The following is a 19690-nucleotide window of genomic DNA, read 5'->3' on the forward strand; positions in this document are numbered from 1 at the left end:
GGCGCCGTCGGCCCCTCCGCCGCCGCCCCCTCGCGGGAGCGGCGGCGGCGCCCCGGGCTCGCCCCCCGGGCGGTCAGGCCGCCGCCGCCCCGCTGAGCTCGAACCACATCCGTTTGCCGGAGCCGCGCGGCTCCACGCCCCAGGAGTCCGCCAGCGCCTCGACCAGCATCAGGCCGCGCCCGGAGGAGGCCTGCTCCCCCGGCGTGCGGCGGGTCGGCCACAGGTCCGACTCGTCCTCCACCTCGACCCGCAGCCGGGCCCGCCCGCCGTCCTCCTCGGGCTCCCGGTAGAGCCGGGCGGTGAACATGGCGTCCCGGTCGGTGTGCCGGATCGCGTTGGTGACCAGCTCGGAGGAGAGCAGTTCGGCGGTGTCGATGAACTCGGCGACGCCCCAGCGGCGCAGCGCGTCGCGCAGCTCGGCCCGCACCTCGGCGACCCGGGCCAGGTCGGCCTGGCCGATCCGACGGCGCAACTGCTGGGCCGCGAGGCCGCCCGCCGGGCCGTCCCAGCGCAGGAGCAGCAGCGCTATGTCGTCCTCGCGCTCGCTGGAGTCGGCGGCCTGCGAGGCGATCCGGTCGGCCAGCTCCTCCAGCGGGTCGCGGGCCGCCTCGTCGGCGCGCGGCAGCGGGCGGGCGAGCACCCGGGTGAGCCGGGAGATCCCCTCGTCCAGGTCCATGCCGCGCGCCTCGACCAGGCCGTCGGTACAGAGCAGCACGGTCTCGCCCGGGTCCAGGCTGAACCGGGTGACCCGGTACTCCTGGTCCGGGTCGATGCCCAGCGGCAGCCCGCCGGCCACCGGCACCACGGTGACGGTGCCGTCCGCGCGACGCACCACCGGGTCGAGGTGGCCGGCCCGGACGGCGTAGACCACGCCGTAGTCCACGTTGACCTCGGCGTAGGTGCAGGTCGCGAAGTGGTCGGTGTCCAGGTCGGCGAGGAACCGGGAGGCGCGGGCCATCACCGCGGCGGGCGGGTGGCCCTCGGCCGCGTAGGCACGCAGCGCGATCCGCAGCTGGCCCATGATCCCGGCGGCGTGCACGTCGTGGCCCTGGACGTCGCCGATCACCAGGCCGACGTGCCCGCCGGGCAGCGGCACCACGTCGTACCAGTCGCCGCCGATCTGCAGGCCGGAGCCGGCCGCGAGGTAGCGCACGGCGGTCGTCACGCCCGGCACCGAGGGGACGGTCCGCGGCAGCATCACCCGCTGCAGGCCGGCCGCCAGCTCGTGCTCGGCGTCGTGCAGCCGGGCCCGGGCCAGCGACTGGGCGACCAGCCCGCCCAGGGTGGTCAGCAGGGTGCGCTCGTCCGCGTCCAGCTCCCGCTCGTCGTCGAAGCTGACCACGCAGACGCCGATCGCCCGGCCGCTGGCCACCAGCGGCAGGTACGCCCAGGAGCCGCGACCGGTGCGACTGGTGGGCTCCCACACCTCGGGGTAGCCGTCGCGGAAGTCCTCGCGGGTCGAGACGAACACCGGCGCGCGGTGCCGCAGCGCCTCGGCGGCCGGGTGGCCGGCGGGCAGGACGGTGCGGTCCCAGACCGCCAGCGCCTCGGTGCGGTAGCCGGAGGCGCCGAGGATCCGGGCCCGTCCGGCCTCGAAGGAGGCCAGCACCAGGCCGTCCGGCGGCAGCCCGGGCAGCGGCAGCTCAGTGAACACCCGGGCCACGTCACGGACGGTGACGGCTTCGGAGAGGGCGCGCGCCGCCTCCTTGATGAACCGGGAACGCTCCTCACGGAGCAGGGCCATCCGGTCGGCGTGGTCGCGCTTGTGCAGCTCGACGGTCGCGTCCCAGACGAAGCCCACCATCCGGGAGGCCCGGCCGAAGGCGTCCGCGAGCACCCGGCCGCGGAAGCGCACCGCCCGCATGGCGCCGTTCGGCCCGACCGTCCGGTAGTAGGCGCCGCACTGGCCGAGCTCGGCGACCGCGCGCTCGACCCGGCGACGCACCACCGGCGCGTCCTCGGGGTGCAGCAGGGACAGGAAGGAGTCGGCGGTGCGGTCGAAGCGGGCCTGCTCCAGGGCGTCCAGGCCGATGATCGCGCAGGCCCGCGGGTCGCCCTCCAGGACGTCCCGGCGGATGTCCCAGTCGAAGGAGCCGATGCCGTTGGCCGCCATCGCGGGCTCCAGCCAGTCCGGCATGGAGTCGGCGGACGCGGGCGGCAACCCGCCGGACAGCACGGGCGCCAACCGGGCGGCGGCGAGGCTGGGGGACGGGCGCACCGCGGGGCTCCGCCGGTTCGCCTGCGCGGGCGGCCGGGCCCGGCCCGTCCCGGCGGTGGTGGGGCCGACGACGGGCGGCCCGAGGGTTCCGGGCGCTGCGGTGCGCTGCTCGGCGATGGGGGCATCGGCGGTTCGCGGCTCTGCGGCGCGCGCCTCCACGGTGCACGGCTCTGCGGTTCTGGGCTCCACGGCTCGCGGTTCCACGGCGGACGCGCCGGGAGAAAGCGCCGGCCCCGGCGACTCGGGCTCAGTGGGCATGCTGCTCCTGCCGCTGCCGTGGCGGACCGCGCCGACCGTCCGGACGGGCCGCGAGGCGATGTGATGAGTCATGCTGGATAGGACGGTGCCGACGGACGGTGGTCAGTCGAGGTACGGTCTCCCCGCTGCTTCTTGCACGTGGACACACATTCCCACCATCCTGGCCAATGTTCCGCCGAGCGGCAATGCCAACGGGCCGGAAATCTTCCGTTCCGCCTTCTGTTCAGGGCTTCCTTCGACGGCGAATCAATCGACTGCGAACAATCGTACGACTGCGGCGGGCGAAGTCAGGGCAACGCGAGTTCGAACCAGGTGACCTTGCCGTCGCCTCTCAGCTGCACGCCCCAGGAGTCCGCGAGCGCCTCCACCAGCATCAGGCCGCGCCCCGAGGTCGCGTACTCGGCCTCCGGATCGCGCCGCCGCCCGGGCAACCTGCTTGCGCCGTCCTGCACCTCGATGCGCAGCCGGTCGTCCGAGCCGAGCACCGCATCGAAGACCGCACCCTTGGCGGTGTGCAGCAGCGCGTTGGTGACCAGCTCGGAGGAGAGCAGCTCGGCGGTGTCGGACAACTCCGGCACCCCCCAGTGGCTCAGTGCGGAGCGCAGCCGCTGCCGGACCGCGCCCACCGCGACCAGGTCGGCCGGGTCGAGCGTCAGGTGCAGCCGCCGGTGCAGGGCGCACTCTGGGGCCGGTGTGCCCTGCCGGGCCGTCCCGTTCGCCCCGGCCACGCCGGCCACCCCGTTCACGCCGTTCACCCCGGCCACCCCGGCCACCCCGTTCACGCCGGGCGCTCCGGTACCGCCGACCGTTCCCTGGACCGGCCCGGACCGGTAGGCGTCGCCCGAACTCGTCCTCTGACGCGGGAATCGCGACTGACCGTCCATCACCACATGCCCCCGCCCTGAAATCCGGGCCCCCGCCTCCGGATCCCCCGCCGGCCGGGTGGCCCCCTCGATCTGACCACCATCCTCATGCCCAGTTGACGGCGTTTGCAACAGTGTGCGTCCGATCACGTGGGGTGAAAGGGGCACGGGGAGGTTCGCGTGATCCAACTGCCCGCGCCGGACAGGTTTGCGAAGCGCAGAGGCAGTTTTCGAAGCCGCCGCCACCCGATCCCGCGTACGCCCGGCGCCCGTCCAGACCGCGCACCCGACCACGCGCCCCCCGCCGCAACCCCCGCCCGCGCCCCGCTCCCGCCGCCCCGCTCGGCGCCCACCGCCCCGGGCCCCTCACCCCCATCCCCCGCCCAGGGAGCCGAACCCGCGCGGACCGGCAACGCTGGACAGAGCGCCCCGGTCCGGGTTCAATGACCCGAGATGTTTGAACGACGTTCTAAACATCACCCCCGGAAGCCCCCCGAAGCCCCGAGCCGAACCCCCCTCCCCGGCGACCGCGAGCGAGGAACCGTGCGACTGACCCCCACCGAGCGGGACCGGCTGCTGATCTTCACAGCAGCCGAGCTGGCCCGCGCCCGCCGCGCCCGGGGCGTGCGCCTCAACATCCCCGAGGCCACCGCCCTGATCGCGGACACCGTCTGCGAGGCCGCCCGCGACGGCCTGCGGCTGGCCGAGGCCATCGAGGCCGGCCGCTCCGTCCTGACCGCCGACGACGTGCTGCCCGGCGTGCCGGACGTGGTCACCGTCGTCCAGGTCGAGGCCGTCTTCGACGACGGCACCCGCCTCGCCGTCGTCAACGACCCGTTCAAGGGCGCCGGCTCGCTCGGCGACGAGGCCCCCGGCGGCGCGTTGATCGGCGACGGAGCCGGCTACGACCCGATCGAGGAGACGCTGCTGCTCCCCGTCCACAACACCTCCGGGGTACCGATCTCGGTCACCTCGCACTTCCACTTCTTCGAGGCCAACCCGCGCCTGGCCTTCGACCGCGCCGCCGCCTACGGCACCCACCTCGCCGTCCCGGCCGGCTCCTCGGTGCGCTTCGACCCGGGCGCCACCGTCGAGGTCGGCCTGGTGCCGATCGGCGGCGAGCGGGTCGCGATCGGTTTCGCGGGGCTCGTGGACGGTCCCCTCGACGCGCCCGGCGCGAAGGAGGCCGCCCTGGCCAAGGCCCGCGCGACCGGCTACCTGACCGGCTTCGACGACTCGGAGGTGCCCTCGTGAACGAACGATGGGGGTACCCCCCGCCGGAGGCCGGGGGAGAGCAATTCAACCGAGCCGCCACGCGGGCGTGGTCCGGCGAGCGAAGCGAGGCCGGAGCATGACCGCGATCACCCCGCACGACTACATCGCCGTCCACGGCCCGCGCGCCGGGGACCGGGTCCGGCTCGGCGACAGCGGCCTGATCGTCCGCGTCGAGTCCGACTCCCAGGCGCCCGGCGACGAGTTCCTGGCCGGCTTCGGCAAGACCGCCCGCGACGGCCTGCACCTCAAGCCCGCCGCCGTCCGCGACACCTGCGACGTCGTGATCAGCAACGTGCTGGTGATCGACGCGGTCCAGGGCATCCGCAAGACCTCGATCGGCCTGATCGGCGGCCGGATCGCCTCGATCGGGCGGGCCGGCAACCCGGACACCCTGGACGGCGTGGACGTGGTCGTCGGCACCGGCACCACAATCGTCTCCGGCGAGGGCATGATCGCCACCGCCGGCGCCATCGACACCCACGTCCACCTGCTCTCGCCGCGGATCATGGAGGCCTCGCTCGCCTCCGGCGTCACCACGATCATCGGCCAGGAGTTCGGCCCGGTCTGGGGCGTCGGCGTCAACTCGCCGTGGGCGCTGCGCCACGCGTTCAACGCCTTCGACGCCTGGCCGGTCAACATCGGCTTCCTGGGCCGCGGTTCGTCCTCCGACCCGGCCCCCCTGGTCGAGGCGCTGGCCGAGGGCGGCGCGTCCGGCTTCAAGGTGCACGAGGACATGGGCGCGCACACCCGCGCGCTGGACACCGCACTGCGGGTCGCCGAGGAGTACGACGTCCAGGTCGCCCTGCACACCGACGGGCTGAACGAGTGCCTGTCGGTCGAGGACACCCTGAAGGTGCTGGAGGGCCGGACCATCCACGCCTTCCACATCGAGGGCTGCGGCGGCGGACACGTCCCCAACGTGCTGAAGATGGCGGGCGTGCCGAACGTCATCGGCTCCTCCACCAACCCGACGCTGCCGTTCGGCCGGGACGCCCTCGGCGAGCACTTCGGCATGATCGTCTCCGCGCACGACCTCAAGGTCGACCTGCCCGGCGACGCCGCCATGGCGCGCGACCGCATCCGGGCCGGCACCATGGGCGCCGAGGACGTGCTGCACGACCTCGGGGTCATCGGCATCACCTCCTCCGACGCCCAGGGGATGGGCCGGGCCGGCGAGACGGTGCGCCGCACCTTCGCCATGGCGGGCAAGATGAAGGCCGAGCTCGGCCCGCTCGACGGCACCGGCTCGTACGGGACGACGGAGAGCGGCGACGACAACGAGCGCGTGCTGCGCTACATCGCCAAGCTCACCATCAACCCGGCCATCGCGCACGGCCTTTCGCACGAGGTCGGCTCGATCGAGATCGGCAAGCTCGCCGACATCGTGCTCTGGCGCCCGGACCACTTCGGGGCCAAGCCGCAGCTCGTACTCAAGGCCGGCTTCCCGGCGTACGGTGTGGTCGGCGACCCCAACGCCTCCACCGACCGCTGCGAACCGCTCGTCCTGGGGCCGCAGTTCGGCGCCCACGGCGCGACCGCCGCCGACATCTCGGTGGCCTTCGTCGCCCAGGCCGCGGCCGACGGCGCCTACCTCGACCGCCCCGCCGACGGGCTGCCCACCCGCCGCCGCCGCGTCGGCGTCCGGGGCACCCGCGGCATCGGGCCGCGCGACATGGTGCGCAACGCCCGGGTCGGCCACGTCGAGGTCACCGAGACCGGGCTGGTCTCGCTGGACGGCTCACCGCTGCGCTCCGAGCCCGCCGACAGCGTCTCGCTCAGCCGGCTCTACTTCCTCTGATCCCCCCCCGCCCCTCCGATCCCCCTCGATCTCCCCCATAGGACTTGATGATGACCACCCCCACGCCCGCCTCCCTCGGCTACCGGATGCCAGCCGAGTGGCACCCGCACGACCGCACCTGGATGGCCTTCCCGACCACCAACCCCACCTTCGACAGCCCCGAGGCACTGCACGCGGGCCGCGAGGCCTGGGCCACCGTCGCCAACACCATCGTCCGTTACGAGCCAGTGACGCTGATCGTCAACACCGGCGAGACCGCCGAGGCCCGCAAGTACGTCTCGGAGCAGGTCGAGATCGTCGAACGCCCGCTGGACGACGCCTGGATGCGCGACATCGGCCCGTCCTTCCTGATCGACGGCAAGGGCACGCTGGCCGCCGCCGACTGGATCTTCAACGGCTGGGGTGCACAGTCCTGGGCCCGCTGGGACAAGGACCAGCACATCGCCGAGCACATCAGCGAACTGACGGAGGTCCAGCGGTTCGCCTCCCGGCTGATCAACGAGGGCGGCGGCATCCACGTCGACGGCGAGGGCACGGTACTGGTCACCGAGACCGTCCAGCTCGGCGAGGGCCGCAACGCCGACTGGACCAAGGAGGAGGTCGAGGCCGAGCTGCACGCCTTCCTCGGCACCACCAAGGCGATCTGGCTGCCGCGCGGACTCACCCGCGACTACGACGAGTTCGGCACCCGCGGGCACATCGACATCGTCGCCTCCTTCGTGCGCCCCGGCGTCGTCGTCGCCCACGTCCAGCCCGACCCCTCCCACCCGGACCACGAGGTCTGCCAGGAGCTCGTCGCCATCCTCCGCGCCTCGACCGACGCCCAGGGCCGGCAGCTGGAGGTCATCGAACTGCCCGCCCCCACCGTCCTGCTGGACGAGGACGGCGAGCCGGTCGACTACTCCTACATCAACCACTACGTGGCCAACGGCGCCGTGATCCTGTGCGCCTTCGCCGACCCGCGCGACGAGGAGGCCGCCGCCATCCTCGGCCGCGCCTACCCGGGCCGCACCGTCGAACTCGTCGACGCCCGCGAGATCTTCGCCAACGGCGGCGGCATCCACTGCATCACCCAGCAGCAGCCCAAGGCCTGACCCCGGAGCCGCCGGAGCGGGGGCCCGCGACCCCCGCTCCGGTAGCCTTCGAACCTCCGTTCCACCGAGGGAGAGCACCGCACATGGCCGACCCCCGCCCGCGCCGGCCGGCACGCCCCCGCGAGGAGGTCTACGCCACCGCCCGGGCCGCGATCGCCGAACACGGGCTGGCCAAGCTCACCATGGCCGCCCTCGGCAAGCAGCTCCAGATGAGCGCCGGGCACCTGCTCTACTACTTCGGCAGCAAGGACCAGCTGCTGCTGGAGACCCTCCGCTGGAGCGAGGACCAGCTCGGCGCCCGCCGCCACGACGCCCTCGCCGACCACTCCCTCGACCCCTGGCAGCGCCTCGACGCCTACCTGCGCCTCTACCTGCCCGAGGGCGCGGGGGACCCGCGCTGGATCCTCTGGGTCGAGGTGTGGGGCCGCTCCCCCGCGAGCGCGGAGATCCGCCAGGGACAGCAGGAGATCGAGGCCCCCTGGCAGGCCGAGCTGGTGGCCCTCATCGAGGAGGGCACCGCCACCGGCCACTTCACCCCGGGCCCCACCGCCGACCGCGCCACCCAGATCCGCGCCCTCCTCGACGGCCTCGCCGTCCCCATCGCCATCGGCCTCCCCGACGCCCATCCCCCTGCCGCCATCACCCAGGCCACCGCCGTAGCAAACATCCTCCTCCGCACCTGAACCGCGCCCCGGCCACGAGGGGGAATATGCAGACCGGTCTACTGATTCTGGTCACCCCCGGGCGCCCGCCCGCACGAAAAGTCGGCCAGGCCGACTTCCTGCGCAGCGCCGACGCCTCGGCAAAATATGCAGACCGGTCTACATACCGGCCACCCCAGCGCTCCTCCGCACCCCCGGCCACGCACAGGAAGTCGGGCCCGCCGACTTCCTGCGCAAGCGTCATCCCCTGGCCGCCCCGGGGCAAAAATTATGCATACCGGTCTAGAGATTCACCATCTGTAAGCGCGCATCCAGCGCACCAGAAGTCGGCCAGGCCGACTTCCTGCGCAGCGCCGACGCGACCGCCTCGAAATATGCAGACCGGTCTACATATCGGCCGCCCCGGCGCAACCCGGCTGCGCGCAGGAAGTCGGGCCCGCCGACTTCCTGCGCGGCCTTACCGCGGGCCGCGCGAGAATATGCAGACCGGTCTACAGATTTGCTTCCCGGGCTGGGGAGGTTCGCCTCTTGCGCCAGAAGTCGCTTGGGTCGACTTCTGGCGCGCAGGGCGTCACTCGGTCCAGATGGCGGCGGCGGTGCGGTCGTCGGCGTAGCCCTTGGCGCGGACTTGGACCTGGCGCAGGAAGTCGACGGTGCCCGGGGGGTGGGGGTGAGCCCAGTGGGTGGAGAGGAAGTGGGCGACGGCGGGTTCGTCGGCGATCGGGCGGCTCAGGCCCGGGGTGCAGAGGAGCAGGATGTCGCCCGGGGTGGCGGGGACGAGCCGGAAGCGGAACGGGCGCGGGTCCGGGACCGGCGCTTCGGGTACCGGCGGCTGGCCGTCCGGGTGGTGCAGCAGGCGAGCCGCGTACGCGTCGATCCAGTGACCGGAGCGCAGCAGGTAGAGGCCGCCCGGGCCGACGCCGAAGGCCGCGCGGTAGCCGGCCGCCGGGTCGAGCGAGACCATCAGGCAGTGCAGCGAGGCCGGCGACGGGGTGCCGTCCCCCTCCGCCCGGGGTGCCAGCGCGCGCAGCGGGGCCACGGCGCCGGTGGCCAGCCGCTGGAGGCCGTAGCGGAGCCGGTCCCGGGCGCCGTCGCGCAGGTCGGCGGCCAGCCCGGCCCGGCTGCGTCCGATCGCGGCGGCGAGTTGGCGGCAGGCCTCGCCCGTGGCGGTGGCGACGGCCTCCGCGGTGATCGTCTCGCCCTCGGCGCCGTCCGTCCGGTCGAAGCCGCCGAGGACGGCGAGCAGCAGTCCGTCCGGTCCGTCGCCGAAGCGGGTGACCACCAGGCAGTCCCGGCGCGGTTCCCCCCGGTAGCGGGCCGAGTCGCCCCGGACGGAGGCGGCGCGCAGCACGGACGGTCCGTACTGCGCGCCCTCCAGCACGGTGTCCGGGACGATCGAGCGCAGCGAGCCCGGATCCGCTTCCGGTACGGCCGTCGGCTCGGGCCCGTACGTCGGGGGGCGTTCACCCACGTGCGGGACGGCGGCGCCGCCGTCGGCGAGCGGCGTGCGGGAGGCCAGGCGGGGGTCGGGGACGGCGACGGCGGGAGGGGCGGGTTCAGGGTCGGGTTCGGGTGCCGATGCGTGATCGGGCTCGGGTTCGGGGGTCGGGTGAGGGGCGGGTGTCGCAGCCGCCTCGGGCGCTCGGGGGGCCTCCACCACTTCGACGGCTTCGACCGCTTGGAGCGCTTCCACCGCTTCGGGCGCCTCGGCAACGTCGACGACCTCAGGGGCCTCGGCAACCTCAGCGGTCTCGACGGCTTCGGCGGCCGCCGGGACTCCGGCGGCGACGGGCTCGAATCCGACCTCGGCATCGTCGGCAACAGGCTCGGGCTCGGGCTCGGCGACCGGCTCCGGAGCCGACGGCAGCGCGGTCTTCTCCAGCGAGACCGAACCAGCCTCCGACGCAGACGCCGACTCCGACTCCGACACCGGCTCCGACGCAGATGCAGACGCCGGCTCCGCCTTCGGCTTCGGCTTGTCGTCGGCGAAGGAGGGCGCCGGGAACTGGTGGGTCTCCATGGAGCCCCGCCGGCGCCCGACCCCCTCCGTCCCGCCGATCACCCCGACGGCGGTGGCGAACCAGTCGTCGAGGCTGTCCCCACCGTCCTGCAAGGGCTCCGGGGCGACCACGGGCACCGGCGCAGGCTCTGGCGCAGCCTCCGGCACGGGCTCCGGCTCCGGCGCGAGCTCAGCCTCCGGGGCCGGCGCAGCCTCCGGTGCGGGCTCCGGCTCCGCCGACCGCTGCTGCCCGATGAGCCCGACCGCCGTGTCGAACCAGTCGTCCACGCTGCCGTCCCCCGGGTCGGCGTGCGGGGTGTCCGGGAGGGTGCCCGCCGGGCCGTCGTAGACGGTGTCCCACCAGCCGTCGTCGGGCCGGTGCGGTTGTGCGGGTGCACCCTGCTTGCTCATCTGGCGGCTCCTGCTCGGTCCGTGGTCGCGCCGCCCCCGGCGGGCCGGGCTCGACGTCATTGTTCTCCACCTGCAACGACCCTGTCCGGGTTTCGGCGACAACCGGTCACCCACCGGAACATCCCGGCCACGCCGCCGACCAGCCGGTTCGTCGCCGTGTCCCGGTCATCTCACCGCGGACGTCACCGCTCCGTCCGTTTCCGTTCCGTCCGTGCTTGCCGGATGTGCCCGGAGCAGGGTGTTTCCTGGACATCCGGGCGTTCGGGCCCCCGAAAATGAGGGCCGATGGGGGGCATCGCTTCACACGTTCGGCTGATTAAATGTCCGCATGACCGCGTCGGCCCCCAGCTCACCCCGACCGGGGAGGGCCGCACCGGCGGGCCGCCCGGTGGGTGCGCTGTTGGTCCTGCTGCTCGTCGCCCTGCTGACGATGCTGCCCTGCGCCGGCCAGGCGAAGGCGATCGACGGGCCCGTCCGTCCGGTGCCGGTCGCGGCCCCCGTCAGTGCCGTGAGCGTCGTCAGCGTCCGGATCGCGACCGGACAAGCGCCCCACGCCGGCCACGCCGCGCAGGACACCAAGCCCGCCAAGGCCGCGAAGGTCGTCGAGGTCGGCAAGGCCTCGAAGGCCCCCGACCAGCACCGGATCGCCGAGGAGCAGGGGCACTGGATCCTCTGCACCGCCGACGGCGAGCCCCCGCGCAACAACGGCTGCTCCAGCCACCCGTTCTGCCCGCAGGACGCCCAGCTGCCGAATCCGCCACCGCAGCCGCAGCCCGCCGTGTCACCCGTGACCTCCGGCGCACCCGAGGCGCCGCCCCGGGTGGTGCCCGCAGGCCTGCTGGACGGTTCGCACCCGGCGCCCGACCTGCACGAGCTCCAGGTCCACCGCTCCTGAGCGGAACCCACCGCCGGCCCCGACGCCGACGGATCCGCGCCGTCTCCCCCTCCAGCTGACCGCCGCCACCGACCGGTGCGCGGCGGAGACAAGGACACCACCATGGGTTCCGCCTCGAAGCAGTCCAACAAGTCCGGCGGCAAGCAGGCCGGGCTCGACCGCCGCGCCCGGATAGCCGAGCTGCGCGCCGCCGAGCAGCGCCGCGACCGCCGCAACAAGGTCGTCGCCTCGGTGGTGGCCGGTGTGCTGGTGATCGGCGCGATCGCCACCGGCACCTGGATCGTCATGGACCAGAACCAGAAGAAGAAGGACAAGGAAGCCGCCGCCAACGCGGACATCCCGGGCGTGAAGACCTTCGGCGACCTGACCCGCAACCACGTCAAGGAGAAGGTCACCTACCCGATGACCCCGCCGGTCGGCGGCGACCACAACGCCGTCTGGCTGGACTGCATGGGCCACGTCTACGACCAGCCGGTCGAGAACGAGCGCGCCGTCCACTCGCTGGAGCACGGCGCGGTCTGGGTGACGTACAACGGCAAGGCCACGCCGGACGACATCAAGACCCTCACCGACAAGGTGAAGGCCACCCCGTACTCGCTGATGAGCCCGTACCCGGACGAGCAGGGCACCATCACCCTGAACGCCTGGAGCACCCAGCTGGTCGTGGACAGCGCCAGCGACCCGCGAGTCAACCAGTTCTTCACCAAGTACGTCCAGGGCAAGCAGACCCAGGAGCCGGGCGCCTCCTGCACCATGGGGGCGATGTGACCGCCGACGCGGGCCGCCCCGAGGGCGCCGCGTCCGCGGGGGCGGCGTCCGGCGACGCCGTCGGGACGGCCGCGGCGGCCGTCACCGAGGCCGTCACCGAGGCCGTCACCGCCGAGGACGGCGGGGGCGCGGCCCCGCGCCGTCGGCGCATGTGGTGGCCGGCCGCGCTGGCCGCCGCCGTGGCGCTGGCACTCGGGGTGCCGGCACTGGTCGCGAGCGGCACCTCCGCCTCCGGCACCTCGCTGTCCGTCCCCGCGGACGACTCGCCCGAGGCCGGGTTCGCCCGCGACATGGCGACCCACCACCAGCAGGCGGTGGACCTGTCGTTCGTCGTACGGGACCGCACGAGCGACGAGCCGACCCGCACCCTCGCCTTCGACATCATCAACACCCAGGCCAACCAGCGCGGGATGATGATGGGCTGGCTGGACCAGTGGGGACTGACGCAGCACTCGACCGCCAAGCCGATGGCGTGGATGAAGATGGGCCACGACTACCAGGCGAACGACGGCTCCCTGATGCCCGGCATGGCCACCAACACCCAGATCGCGAAGCTGCGTTCGCTCAGCGGGCGGGACGCCGAGGTGTTCTACCTGCAGCTGATGATCGAGCACCACAAGGGCGGTGTCGAGATGGCCCAGGGCTACGTGGACCTGGCCAGGAACGACACCGAGAAGCGGCTGGCGCAGTCGATGGTGGTCGCCCAGACATCGGAGCTGCAGCTGATGACCGACATGCTCACGGAGCGCGGCGCGGCCCCCGGGGTGCCCGCCTCCTGAGCAGGGCCCCGAGCCAGGCCCATCCCTCTCGTTCCCCGGACGGCCGGGGCGCGGCCGACGGTCCCGTACCGTCCCCGCCGCGCCCCGGCCGTCCGCCGTTCCCACCCCTCACGGAGACCTCGCATGACCCCCGCACCACCCGCCTCCCCCGCCGCCGGTTCCCCTGCCACTCCTGCCGCCCCTGCCACCCCGTGGCTGATCGCCGGACTGGGCAATCCCGGACCGTGGTTCCGGCAGACCCGGCACAACGCGGGCTTCCTCGCCGTCGACCGGCTGGCCGAGCGGCATGGCGCCCGGTTCCGGCGGCGCGGCCTCGCCACCCTGGTCGCGGAGATCGAGGTCGACGGCCGGCCGGTGCTGCTCGCCAAGCCGCTGTGGTTCATCAACCTTTCCGGCCGCCCGGTGGCCGCGCTGCTGCGCCGGTACGGCGTGCCGATGGAGCGGCTGGTGGTCGTGCAGGACGACCTGGACTTCGCGTTCGGCTCCGCCCGGCTCAAGCGCGGCGGCGGGCCCGGCGGCCACAACGGGGTGCGCTCGGTGGGCGAGGTGCTGGGCACCCGTGACTTCGTCCGGCTGCGGTTCGGTGTCGGCCGGCCGCCGAAGGGGCAGAGCGTCGGCGACTTCGTGCTGAAGAAGTTCTCGGATGAGGAACTGGCCGCGATGCCGGGCGAGTTGGACCGCTGCGCCGACGCAGTGGAGACGCTGGTGCGGCTCGGCCTGAACCGGGCCCAGGACGCCCTGCACACTCCGGTCCGCTAGGAGCGGGCCGTCCCGGAGGGGCTGCCCTTGCGGGCCGTACGGCTCGTCCCGGCCGCGCGGCTCGTCCCGGCTGTACGGCTCGGGCGGGCTGTGCGGGCCGGGCGGGCTGTGCGGGCCTTGCGGTCCGCGCCGGTGGGGCGGGCCGGCCGGGTGAGGACGGCGGCCGCCGTCGCGACCGCCGCGAGAAGCAGCAGCACCGTCCGCCCACCGGACGCCGCGCCCGCCAGGTGGACGCCCAGGACGGACAGCGCCATGCCGAGCGCCGTACCGAGGCTGCGCGCCATGTTCACCATGCCGCCGCCGACCGCCGAGCACTCCGCCGGGATCGCACGCATCACCAGCGCGTTGTTGGCCGGCAGCAGCAGGCCCAGACCGTACCCGGCGACCAGCAGCGGGGCCGCCGAGGCGGTCGAGGCCGGCAGTACGGCGAACAGCAGCAGCCCGGCGGCGGCGACGGCCGCACCGAAGCGGCACCTGGTCACGTCCGACCAGCCCCGGGGCAGCAGCCCGCTGCCGACCGTCGCGGCGAGCGCGAACGCGGCGGGCAGCAGGGTGACCAGCAGGCCCGCGCCGGCCGTCGACACTCCCGCGCCGGTGAGCAGCACGGGGCCCAGCACGAGCGGGCAGAACAGCAGCAGGTAGCCGATCAGCGCGATCACCAGGCCGGACCGCACGCCCGGGGTGTTGACCAGTCCGGGCGCCAGGATCGGCCGGGCGGCCCGACGCTCCTGGCGCACCAGCGCCACGGTGAGCACGGCGGCGGCGAGCAGCAGGACGGCGACGACCCAGCCGGGCAGCGGCAGGCCGGAGGCGGTGGACAGGGCGAGCAGCAGCGACGTGGTCGCACCGGCGAGCAGCAGCATGCCCGGCAGGTCGAAGCGGGCGTCGTCCCGGGCCGGGCGTACCGCCGGACGCGCCCCGGCGTTCGGCACGGCTCGCGTCCGGAGCCCCGGCGCCGGGATCGGGCTCGGGCGCGGGACCGACACCGGGCTCGGGCGCGGGACCGACACCGGGCTCGGGCCCGGGACCGCGCTCGGGACCGCGCTCGGTTGGCCCGTCCGGGTGCGGGGCAGCAGGTACCAGCCGGCCAGGATGCCGAACACGGCGATCGGCACGTTGACCCAGAACACCCAGCGCCACGAGGCGTGTTCGACCAGCAGCCCACCGAGGCTGGGCCCGAGCGCCAGCCCGAGGCCCTGCGCCGACGCCTGGATGCCGAGCGCGCGACGCATCGCGTGCTCCGGGACGCCCCGGGCGACCAGCGCGACGCTGTTGGCCTGCATCATCGCGGCGCCGACGGCCTGGACGGCCCGGCAGCCGACGAGGATCCCGAGGCTTCCGGCGAATCCGGCGCCGAGGGAGGAGAGGCCGAAGACGGCGAAGCCGCCGATGTACATCGTCTTGCGGCCGACCAGGTCGGACAGCCGGCCGATCGGGGCCAGCAGGGCGACCAGGACGAGCAGGTAGGCGAGGGCGACCCACTCGACGGCGGCGAAGCCCGCGTCGAAGTGGTGGCCGATGGCGGGGAAGACCAGGGCGATGACGCTGGCGTCGAGCTGGCCGAGGAAGGCGCCGAGACAGACCGTGCCGACGGCCAGCCAGTGGGCGTGACGCCAGCCGGCGATGCCGCGGGGCCGGGGACGCTCGGTGAGCAGTCGTGCGGCAAGGGCGGTGGCGTTCATGCCACTAATATATCGGATGCAGACATGTTCTTTCTACGAGCAGATCGACCTGCGATACGAAGCATCTCACCGGCTGTCCGCACCACGTCCGAGGGGCGGACCGGGCCCCCGGAACGCCCCGTACCAGGAGATACGCTGTCCGCCATGCCGTCGTCACCACACGTTCCCGATTCCGCCACCGCAAGCCCCGACCCGGCGGTCGAGCACGCCCGGCGACTGACCGACACCGTCACCCGGCTGCGCCGCGCACTGCGCAGCAGCATCCGCACCGACTACCCGTGGGAGTCCCTGCCGATGGCGCAGGTCGAACTCCTCCAGACCCTCGCCGCCGCACCGCTGCGGGTCGGCGAGCTGGCCGCCCGGCAGCGACTCGCACCCAACACCGTCAGCGGGCTGGTCGGCAAGCTGCTCGAAGCCGGCTTCGTGGACCGCCAGGCCGACCCCGGCGACCGCCGCACCGCCCGGATCGCCCTCACCCCGGCCGGCCGGCGCCAACTGGACGACTGGCAGCACGCCCACGAGCGGCGCATCGCCACCGCGCTCGACACCCTCGACCCCACCGACCGCGCGGCGGTCGTCGACGCCCTGCCCGCGCTGGAGCGGCTCGCCCGCGCCCTCGCGCAGCCGGGGACCGGCGCCGAACAGGGCTGACCCGGCGGCCCGGCTCCGGCCACCCCGCTCCCGGCGCGGTCCATGCCGTCCGCCCGTGAGCAAAACCGATGGTCAGCGGCCCGGGCCGACCGCTACCGTCCGGGCATGACCACAGCACGGGTACGGATCGAGCCCTGGACGGACGCCGACCTGGCGCTGCTGCGCCGGGTCAACACGCCGGAGATGAAGAAGCACGTCGGCGGGCCGGAGACCGAGGAGCAGCTGCTCGTCCGGCACGGCCGCTACCTCGACTTCGTCCCGTCCGGCCTGGGCTGCATGTACCGGATCGTGCTGCTGCCCGAGGACGCACCGGCCGCGGGCGAGTCGGCCGCGGGCGAGCCGGTCGCGGGCGAGTCGGTCGGCACGGTCGGCTACGGCACCCGGACCTGGGAGGGCGAGACCGTCCACGAGATGGGATGGAACGTGCTGCCCGGCCACCAGGGCCGGGGCATCGCCGTCGCCGCCACCCGCGCCGCGGTCGCGGCCGCCCGCCGCGAGGCGGCCCACCGGTACCTGCACGCCTTCCCGTCGGTGGACAACCCGGCCTCCAACGCGGTCTGCGCGAAGGCCGGGTTCACGCTGCTCGGCGAGACGGAGTTCGAGTTCCCGCCCGGACGGTTCATGCGCAGCCACAACTGGCGGGTGGACCTGCACGGTTCGGACTGACCGACGGAATCGGGGCGGCGGGGTCGCGGCGGCGGGGTCGGGGCAGGCGGTCGGAACGGCGAGGGGCGCTGCTCAGAACAGCGTGCCGCCCTCCAGGTCCAGCAGCCGGCGCTTGCGGTCCACGCCCGCCGCGAAGCCCGTGAGCGCGCCGTTGGCGCCGAGCACCCGGTGGCAGGGACGCACGATCAGCAGCGGGTTGGCGCCCACCGCGCCGCCGACCGCCCGGACCATCCGCGGCTCCTGCCCGGCCAGCTCGGCGAGTTCGCCGTAGGTGACGGTGGTGCCGTACGGGATCTCGTCCAGCGCGGCCCAGATCCGGCGGCGGAACTCGGTGCCCACCGGTGCGAGCGGGAGGTCGAACCCGGTGCGCTCGCCCGCGAAGTAGGCGGTCAGCTGGGCGACCGGCTCGGCGAGTGCCTCCGGGTCGAGGACCCAGTCGTCGGCGGGCTCGGCCAGCGCGTACTTCTGGCCCGGCGCGGTGACGGTGGCCAGCGCGGCCGGCCCGCCGTCCTCGGGCAGGACGCCGCTGAGCAGCAGCCGGCCGAAGGGGCTCTCCATGGTGGTGTAGACGGTGGTGCTCATGCTTGTTCGTTCTCCGTTCCGGTACTGATGATCGCGGGGCCGGCCCACAGCCGGTGGACCGCGTAGGAGCGCCACGGGGCCCAGGCCTCGGCCGCGCGGGCGGCGGACTTCGGGTCGCCCGGGGCGCCGAGCCGGACGAGGCCGTGCTTGACGCCCACGTCGCTCGGGAGGAAGACGTCGGGGTCCGCGAGGGCCCGCATCCGCAGGTAGCCGACCGTCCAGGGGCCGATACCGGGCAGGTTGAGCAGCCGGGCCGCGGCCTCCTCCCGGTCGACCCCGCTGTCGAGGCTCACCACGCCCTCCGCCAGGGCGGCGCACAGCCCGGTGAGCGCGCGACGGCGGGCGACGGGCATCGCGAAGTCCTCCGGGGCCGCGGTGGCCAGCGCCGCCGAGGTCGGGAAGAGCAGTCGCAGGCCGCCGCTGGGCTCGGGCAGCGCGGTGCCGTACTTCTCGGCGAGCCGGCCCGCCAGGGTACGGGCGGCGCCGACGGTGATCTGCTGGCCGAGGACGGCGCGGACGGCGAGCTCGTGCGGGTCCACGTGGCCGGGCGAGCGCAGGCCGGGGCGCTCCCGGACCAGCGGGCCGAGCACCGGGTCGGCGCCGAGCTGGTCGTCGACCGCGAGCGGGTCGGCGTCCAGGTCGAAGAGGTTGCGCAGGCGCTGGACGGCGGTCGGCAGGTCGCGCAGGTCGGCGAGGAACAGCCGGCAGTCCAGCCAGCCCCGGGTGCGCGGCTCGCCGGGCGCCAGGCCGTCCACCTCGGCGATGCCGTGGCCGTACGGGAGCGCGAGGGTGCGCCGGTAGGTACGGACACCGGGACGTGCGCCGGGGACGACCTCCTCCACGCCGGGGACGGCGCGCAGGGCGAGGAAGTCGATCAGGTGGTCGCTGTCCAGTGCGCCGCGGTAGGCGAGGCGCAGGGTCAGGCCGCCGGCCGGGGTCGCGGTGCGGCGGCCGGCCGTGACCTCGGCGCGCAGTCCGCTGGGGGTGCGGTCGTAGACCTCGCGCACGGTGTCGTTGAACTGCCGGACGGAGGCGAAGCCGGCCGCGAACGCGATGTCGGTGACGGGCAGTTCGGTGGTCTGCAGGAGGAGCCGGGCGGTCTGGGCGCGACGGGCGCGGGCCAGCGCGATCGGACCGGCGCCGAGTTCGGCAGTGAGCTGGCGCTGCAGTTGGCGGGAGCTGTAGCCGAGGCGGTCGGCCAGGCCGGCGACGCCCTCGCGGTCCACGACGCCGTCCCCGATCAGGCGCATCGCACGGCCGACCAGATCGGCGCGGTGGTTCCACTCGGGCGAGCCCGGCACGGAGTCGGGGCGGCAGCGGCGGCAGGCACGGAAGCCGGCGCCCTGGGCGGCCGCGGCGCTGGGGTAGAAGACGCAGTTGGCACGCTTGGGGGTCACGGCGGGGCAGCTCGGTCGGCAGTAGATGCCGGTGGAGGTGACGGCCGTGAAGAAGACGCCGTCGAAGCGGGCGTCTCGGCTGTCCACGGCTCGGTACCGGATGTCGTCGTCGATCACGTTGTCCAGTCTGCGGGATCGCACGGGGGGTGACTGGCGGGAATCGGACATCGCCGTTCATCGCCTGGCCGTCCCACGTCCCGCCGGAGAAGAACTCCACGGCGCCGCCCCAGGTGTTCTCGATGTGCAGCCGTTCGAGCAGGACGCCGTCGGCACTCCGTCTCCCCGGAGAATCGGCAATTCGTCAGCGGATCACACCGCGCAACGGGGTGTGCGCGTCGAGGCCGGCCTTTCGCACCGCCCGAAATTCGTGGGCCGGCCGGCCCGCGGCTACGCTCGCCCCATGAGCGAGCAGCCCGACGCCCGGCAGGCCGACCACTCGTACGCCGACCACTCCTACGTCGGCCCGAACGATCCGCGGGTCGTCGCCCTGCCCCCGGAGGAGTTCGCGTTCCCCGGCCCGCTGCGCGACGAGCTGGTCGCGGCCGTCCTCAGCGGTGCGAAGACCAGCACCACCGGCCTGGTCGCCGACTACGAGCACGAGAACGAACCCCTGCCGCAGGTCGGCGAGCGGGCCGCCGTCCTCGACTCCGGCGGCCGCCGGATCGCGGTGATCGAGACCACGGACGTCCGCGTGGTCCCGCTCGCCGAGGTCGATCTGCAGCACGCCCTGGACGAGGGCGAGGGCTACCGGACCGTGGCCGAGTGGCGTACCACGCACGAGCGGTTCTGGCGCAGCCCGGAGATGCTCGCCGCCCTCGACGACCCGGGCTTCACCGTGGACGACGCCACCCCGCTGGTCCTGCAGCGCTTCCGCCTGGTGGCCGACCTCCGCTGAACCGGACCGGTCCGCGTCGGCCGACCACCGCCGGCGGC

Annotated in this window: 17 protein-coding genes; 11 read left to right on the forward strand and 6 right to left on the reverse strand. The window is 74.2% G+C overall.

What is annotated here, in order from left to right:
- Positions 1 to 73: 73 nt before the first annotated feature.
- Together ABTY56_RS03500 and ABTY56_RS03505 are read right to left on the reverse strand one after the other, a co-directional pair.
- Positions 74 to 2407, reverse strand: a complete 2334-nt coding sequence (locus ABTY56_RS03500) for a SpoIIE family protein phosphatase (RefSeq protein ID WP_350626075.1) — start codon at positions 2405 to 2407, stop codon at positions 74 to 76.
- Between the two features lie 356 nt (positions 2408 to 2763).
- Entirely contained in the window at positions 2764 to 3258 is a 495-nt protein-coding gene (locus ABTY56_RS03505; protein WP_350626077.1) for an ATP-binding protein, read from the reverse strand.
- A 624-nt stretch (positions 3259 to 3882) separates the two neighbouring features.
- On the opposite strand from ABTY56_RS03505, the gene ureA reads away from it, so the two are divergent.
- The 4 genes from ureA to ABTY56_RS03525 all read left to right on the forward strand — a co-directional run bounded on the left by ureA (position 3883) and on the right by ABTY56_RS03525 (position 8189).
- A complete protein-coding gene (ureA, locus tag ABTY56_RS03510) occupies positions 3883 to 4593 on the forward strand; it encodes an urease subunit gamma (protein ID WP_350626079.1) in 711 nt (236 codons plus the stop codon).
- Between the two features lie 97 nt (positions 4594 to 4690).
- Positions 4691 to 6412 carry an urease subunit alpha gene (locus ABTY56_RS03515; RefSeq protein WP_350626081.1) on the forward strand — a complete coding sequence of 574 codons (1722 nt, stop codon included), beginning with the start codon at positions 4691 to 4693 and terminating at the stop codon, positions 6410 to 6412.
- Between the two features lie 47 nt (positions 6413 to 6459).
- A complete protein-coding gene (locus ABTY56_RS03520; RefSeq protein WP_350626083.1) occupies positions 6460 to 7506 on the forward strand; it encodes an agmatine deiminase family protein in 1047 nt (348 codons plus the stop codon).
- Positions 7507 to 7589: 83 nt separating this feature from the next.
- Positions 7590 to 8189 (forward strand): TetR/AcrR family transcriptional regulator, encoded by a 600-nt coding sequence (locus ABTY56_RS03525; RefSeq protein WP_350626085.1) that lies wholly within the window; start codon positions 7590 to 7592, stop codon positions 8187 to 8189.
- A 550-nt stretch (positions 8190 to 8739) separates the two neighbouring features.
- On the opposite strand, the gene ABTY56_RS03530 is transcribed toward ABTY56_RS03525, so the two are convergent.
- Positions 8740 to 10578: a PP2C family serine/threonine-protein phosphatase gene (locus tag ABTY56_RS03530; protein ID WP_350626087.1), complete on the reverse strand. Its 1839-nt coding sequence runs from the start codon at positions 10576 to 10578 to the stop codon at positions 8740 to 8742.
- A 328-nt stretch (positions 10579 to 10906) separates the two neighbouring features.
- Here ABTY56_RS03530 and ABTY56_RS03535 point away from each other — a divergent pair, with 328 nt between their 5' ends.
- From ABTY56_RS03535 to pth, 4 genes are all read left to right on the forward strand, one after another.
- A complete protein-coding gene (locus ABTY56_RS03535; RefSeq protein ID WP_350626089.1) occupies positions 10907 to 11473 on the forward strand; it encodes a hypothetical protein in 567 nt (188 codons plus the stop codon).
- 102 nt (positions 11474 to 11575) lie between these two features.
- Complete coding sequence (locus ABTY56_RS03540; RefSeq protein ID WP_350626091.1) at positions 11576 to 12241, forward strand: thioredoxin-like domain-containing protein; 666 nt, start codon at positions 11576 to 11578, stop codon at positions 12239 to 12241.
- 149 nt (positions 12242 to 12390) lie between these two features.
- Positions 12391 to 13020: a DUF305 domain-containing protein gene (locus tag ABTY56_RS03545; protein ID WP_502893014.1), complete on the forward strand. Its 630-nt coding sequence runs from the start codon at positions 12391 to 12393 to the stop codon at positions 13018 to 13020.
- 123 nt (positions 13021 to 13143) lie between these two features.
- Positions 13144 to 13779, forward strand: a complete 636-nt coding sequence (gene pth, locus ABTY56_RS03550) for an aminoacyl-tRNA hydrolase (RefSeq protein ID WP_350626095.1) — start codon at positions 13144 to 13146, stop codon at positions 13777 to 13779.
- Here pth and ABTY56_RS03555 read toward each other — a convergent pair.
- Positions 13776 to 15461 (reverse strand): MFS transporter, encoded by a 1686-nt coding sequence (locus ABTY56_RS03555; protein ID WP_350626097.1) that lies wholly within the window; start codon positions 15459 to 15461, stop codon positions 13776 to 13778. The two genes, pth and ABTY56_RS03555, sit on opposite strands and share 4 nt — an antisense overlap.
- Positions 15462 to 15605: 144 nt before the next feature.
- On the opposite strand from ABTY56_RS03555, the gene ABTY56_RS03560 reads away from it, so the two are divergent.
- Together ABTY56_RS03560 and ABTY56_RS03565 are read left to right on the forward strand one after the other, a co-directional pair.
- Positions 15606 to 16112 carry a MarR family winged helix-turn-helix transcriptional regulator gene (locus tag ABTY56_RS03560; protein ID WP_350626098.1) on the forward strand — a complete coding sequence of 169 codons (507 nt, stop codon included), beginning with the start codon at positions 15606 to 15608 and terminating at the stop codon, positions 16110 to 16112.
- Positions 16113 to 16217: 105 nt separating this feature from the next.
- Positions 16218 to 16778: a GNAT family N-acetyltransferase gene (locus tag ABTY56_RS03565; RefSeq protein ID WP_350626100.1), complete on the forward strand. Its 561-nt coding sequence runs from the start codon at positions 16218 to 16220 to the stop codon at positions 16776 to 16778.
- A 72-nt stretch (positions 16779 to 16850) separates the two neighbouring features.
- Here ABTY56_RS03565 and ABTY56_RS03570 read toward each other — a convergent pair whose 3' ends face one another.
- Positions 16851 to 17360: a methylated-DNA--[protein]-cysteine S-methyltransferase gene (locus ABTY56_RS03570; protein WP_350626103.1), complete on the reverse strand. Its 510-nt coding sequence runs from the start codon at positions 17358 to 17360 to the stop codon at positions 16851 to 16853.
- The gene (locus ABTY56_RS03575; RefSeq protein WP_350626105.1) at positions 17357 to 18925 is read right to left on the reverse strand and encodes a DNA-3-methyladenine glycosylase 2 family protein; all 1569 of its coding nucleotides are present in this window, start codon (positions 18923 to 18925) and stop codon (positions 17357 to 17359) included. The genes ABTY56_RS03570 and ABTY56_RS03575 overlap by 4 nt, the downstream gene beginning before the upstream one ends.
- Before the next feature lie 232 nt (positions 18926 to 19157).
- Between ABTY56_RS03575 and ABTY56_RS03580 the strand changes: the two genes are divergently transcribed.
- The gene (locus tag ABTY56_RS03580; protein WP_350626107.1) at positions 19158 to 19652 is read left to right on the forward strand and encodes an ASCH domain-containing protein; all 495 of its coding nucleotides are present in this window, start codon (positions 19158 to 19160) and stop codon (positions 19650 to 19652) included.
- Positions 19653 to 19690 lie beyond the last annotated feature (38 nt).

This window comes from Kitasatospora sp. NPDC097691, from assembly GCF_040302665.1.
GTDB lineage: Bacteria > Actinomycetota > Actinomycetes > Streptomycetales > Streptomycetaceae > Kitasatospora.

Bases quoted from the DNA above. Each gene is read 5' to 3' on its own strand.
- ABTY56_RS03530 (WP_350626087.1), bottom strand. From the start codon at position 10,578: ATGAGCAAGCAGGGTGCACCCGCACAACCGCACCGGCCCGACGACGGC.
- ABTY56_RS03545 (WP_502893014.1), top strand. From the start codon at position 12,391: ATGTGGTGGCCGGCCGCGCTGGCCGCCGCCGTGGCGCTGGCACTCGGG.
- ABTY56_RS03565 (WP_350626100.1), top strand. From the start codon at position 16,218: ATGACCACAGCACGGGTACGGATCGAGCCCTGGACGGACGCCGACCTG.
- ABTY56_RS03540 (WP_350626091.1), top strand. From the start codon at position 11,576: ATGGGTTCCGCCTCGAAGCAGTCCAACAAGTCCGGCGGCAAGCAGGCC.
- pth (WP_350626095.1), top strand. From the start codon at position 13,144: ATGACCCCCGCACCACCCGCCTCCCCCGCCGCCGGTTCCCCTGCCACT.
- ABTY56_RS03560 (WP_350626098.1), top strand. From the start codon at position 15,606: ATGCCGTCGTCACCACACGTTCCCGATTCCGCCACCGCAAGCCCCGAC.
- ABTY56_RS03570 (WP_350626103.1), bottom strand. From the start codon at position 17,360: ATGAGCACCACCGTCTACACCACCATGGAGAGCCCCTTCGGCCGGCTG.
- ABTY56_RS03515 (WP_350626081.1), top strand. From the start codon at position 4,691: ATGACCGCGATCACCCCGCACGACTACATCGCCGTCCACGGCCCGCGC.
- ABTY56_RS03555 (WP_350626097.1), bottom strand. From the start codon at position 15,461: ATGAACGCCACCGCCCTTGCCGCACGACTGCTCACCGAGCGTCCCCGG.
- ABTY56_RS03535 (WP_350626089.1), top strand. From the start codon at position 10,907: ATGACCGCGTCGGCCCCCAGCTCACCCCGACCGGGGAGGGCCGCACCG.
- ABTY56_RS03575 (WP_350626105.1), bottom strand. From the start codon at position 18,925: ATGTCCGATTCCCGCCAGTCACCCCCCGTGCGATCCCGCAGACTGGAC.
- ABTY56_RS03580 (WP_350626107.1), top strand. From the start codon at position 19,158: ATGAGCGAGCAGCCCGACGCCCGGCAGGCCGACCACTCGTACGCCGAC.
- ABTY56_RS03520 (WP_350626083.1), top strand. From the start codon at position 6,460: ATGATGACCACCCCCACGCCCGCCTCCCTCGGCTACCGGATGCCAGCC.
- ABTY56_RS03525 (WP_350626085.1), top strand. From the start codon at position 7,590: ATGGCCGACCCCCGCCCGCGCCGGCCGGCACGCCCCCGCGAGGAGGTC.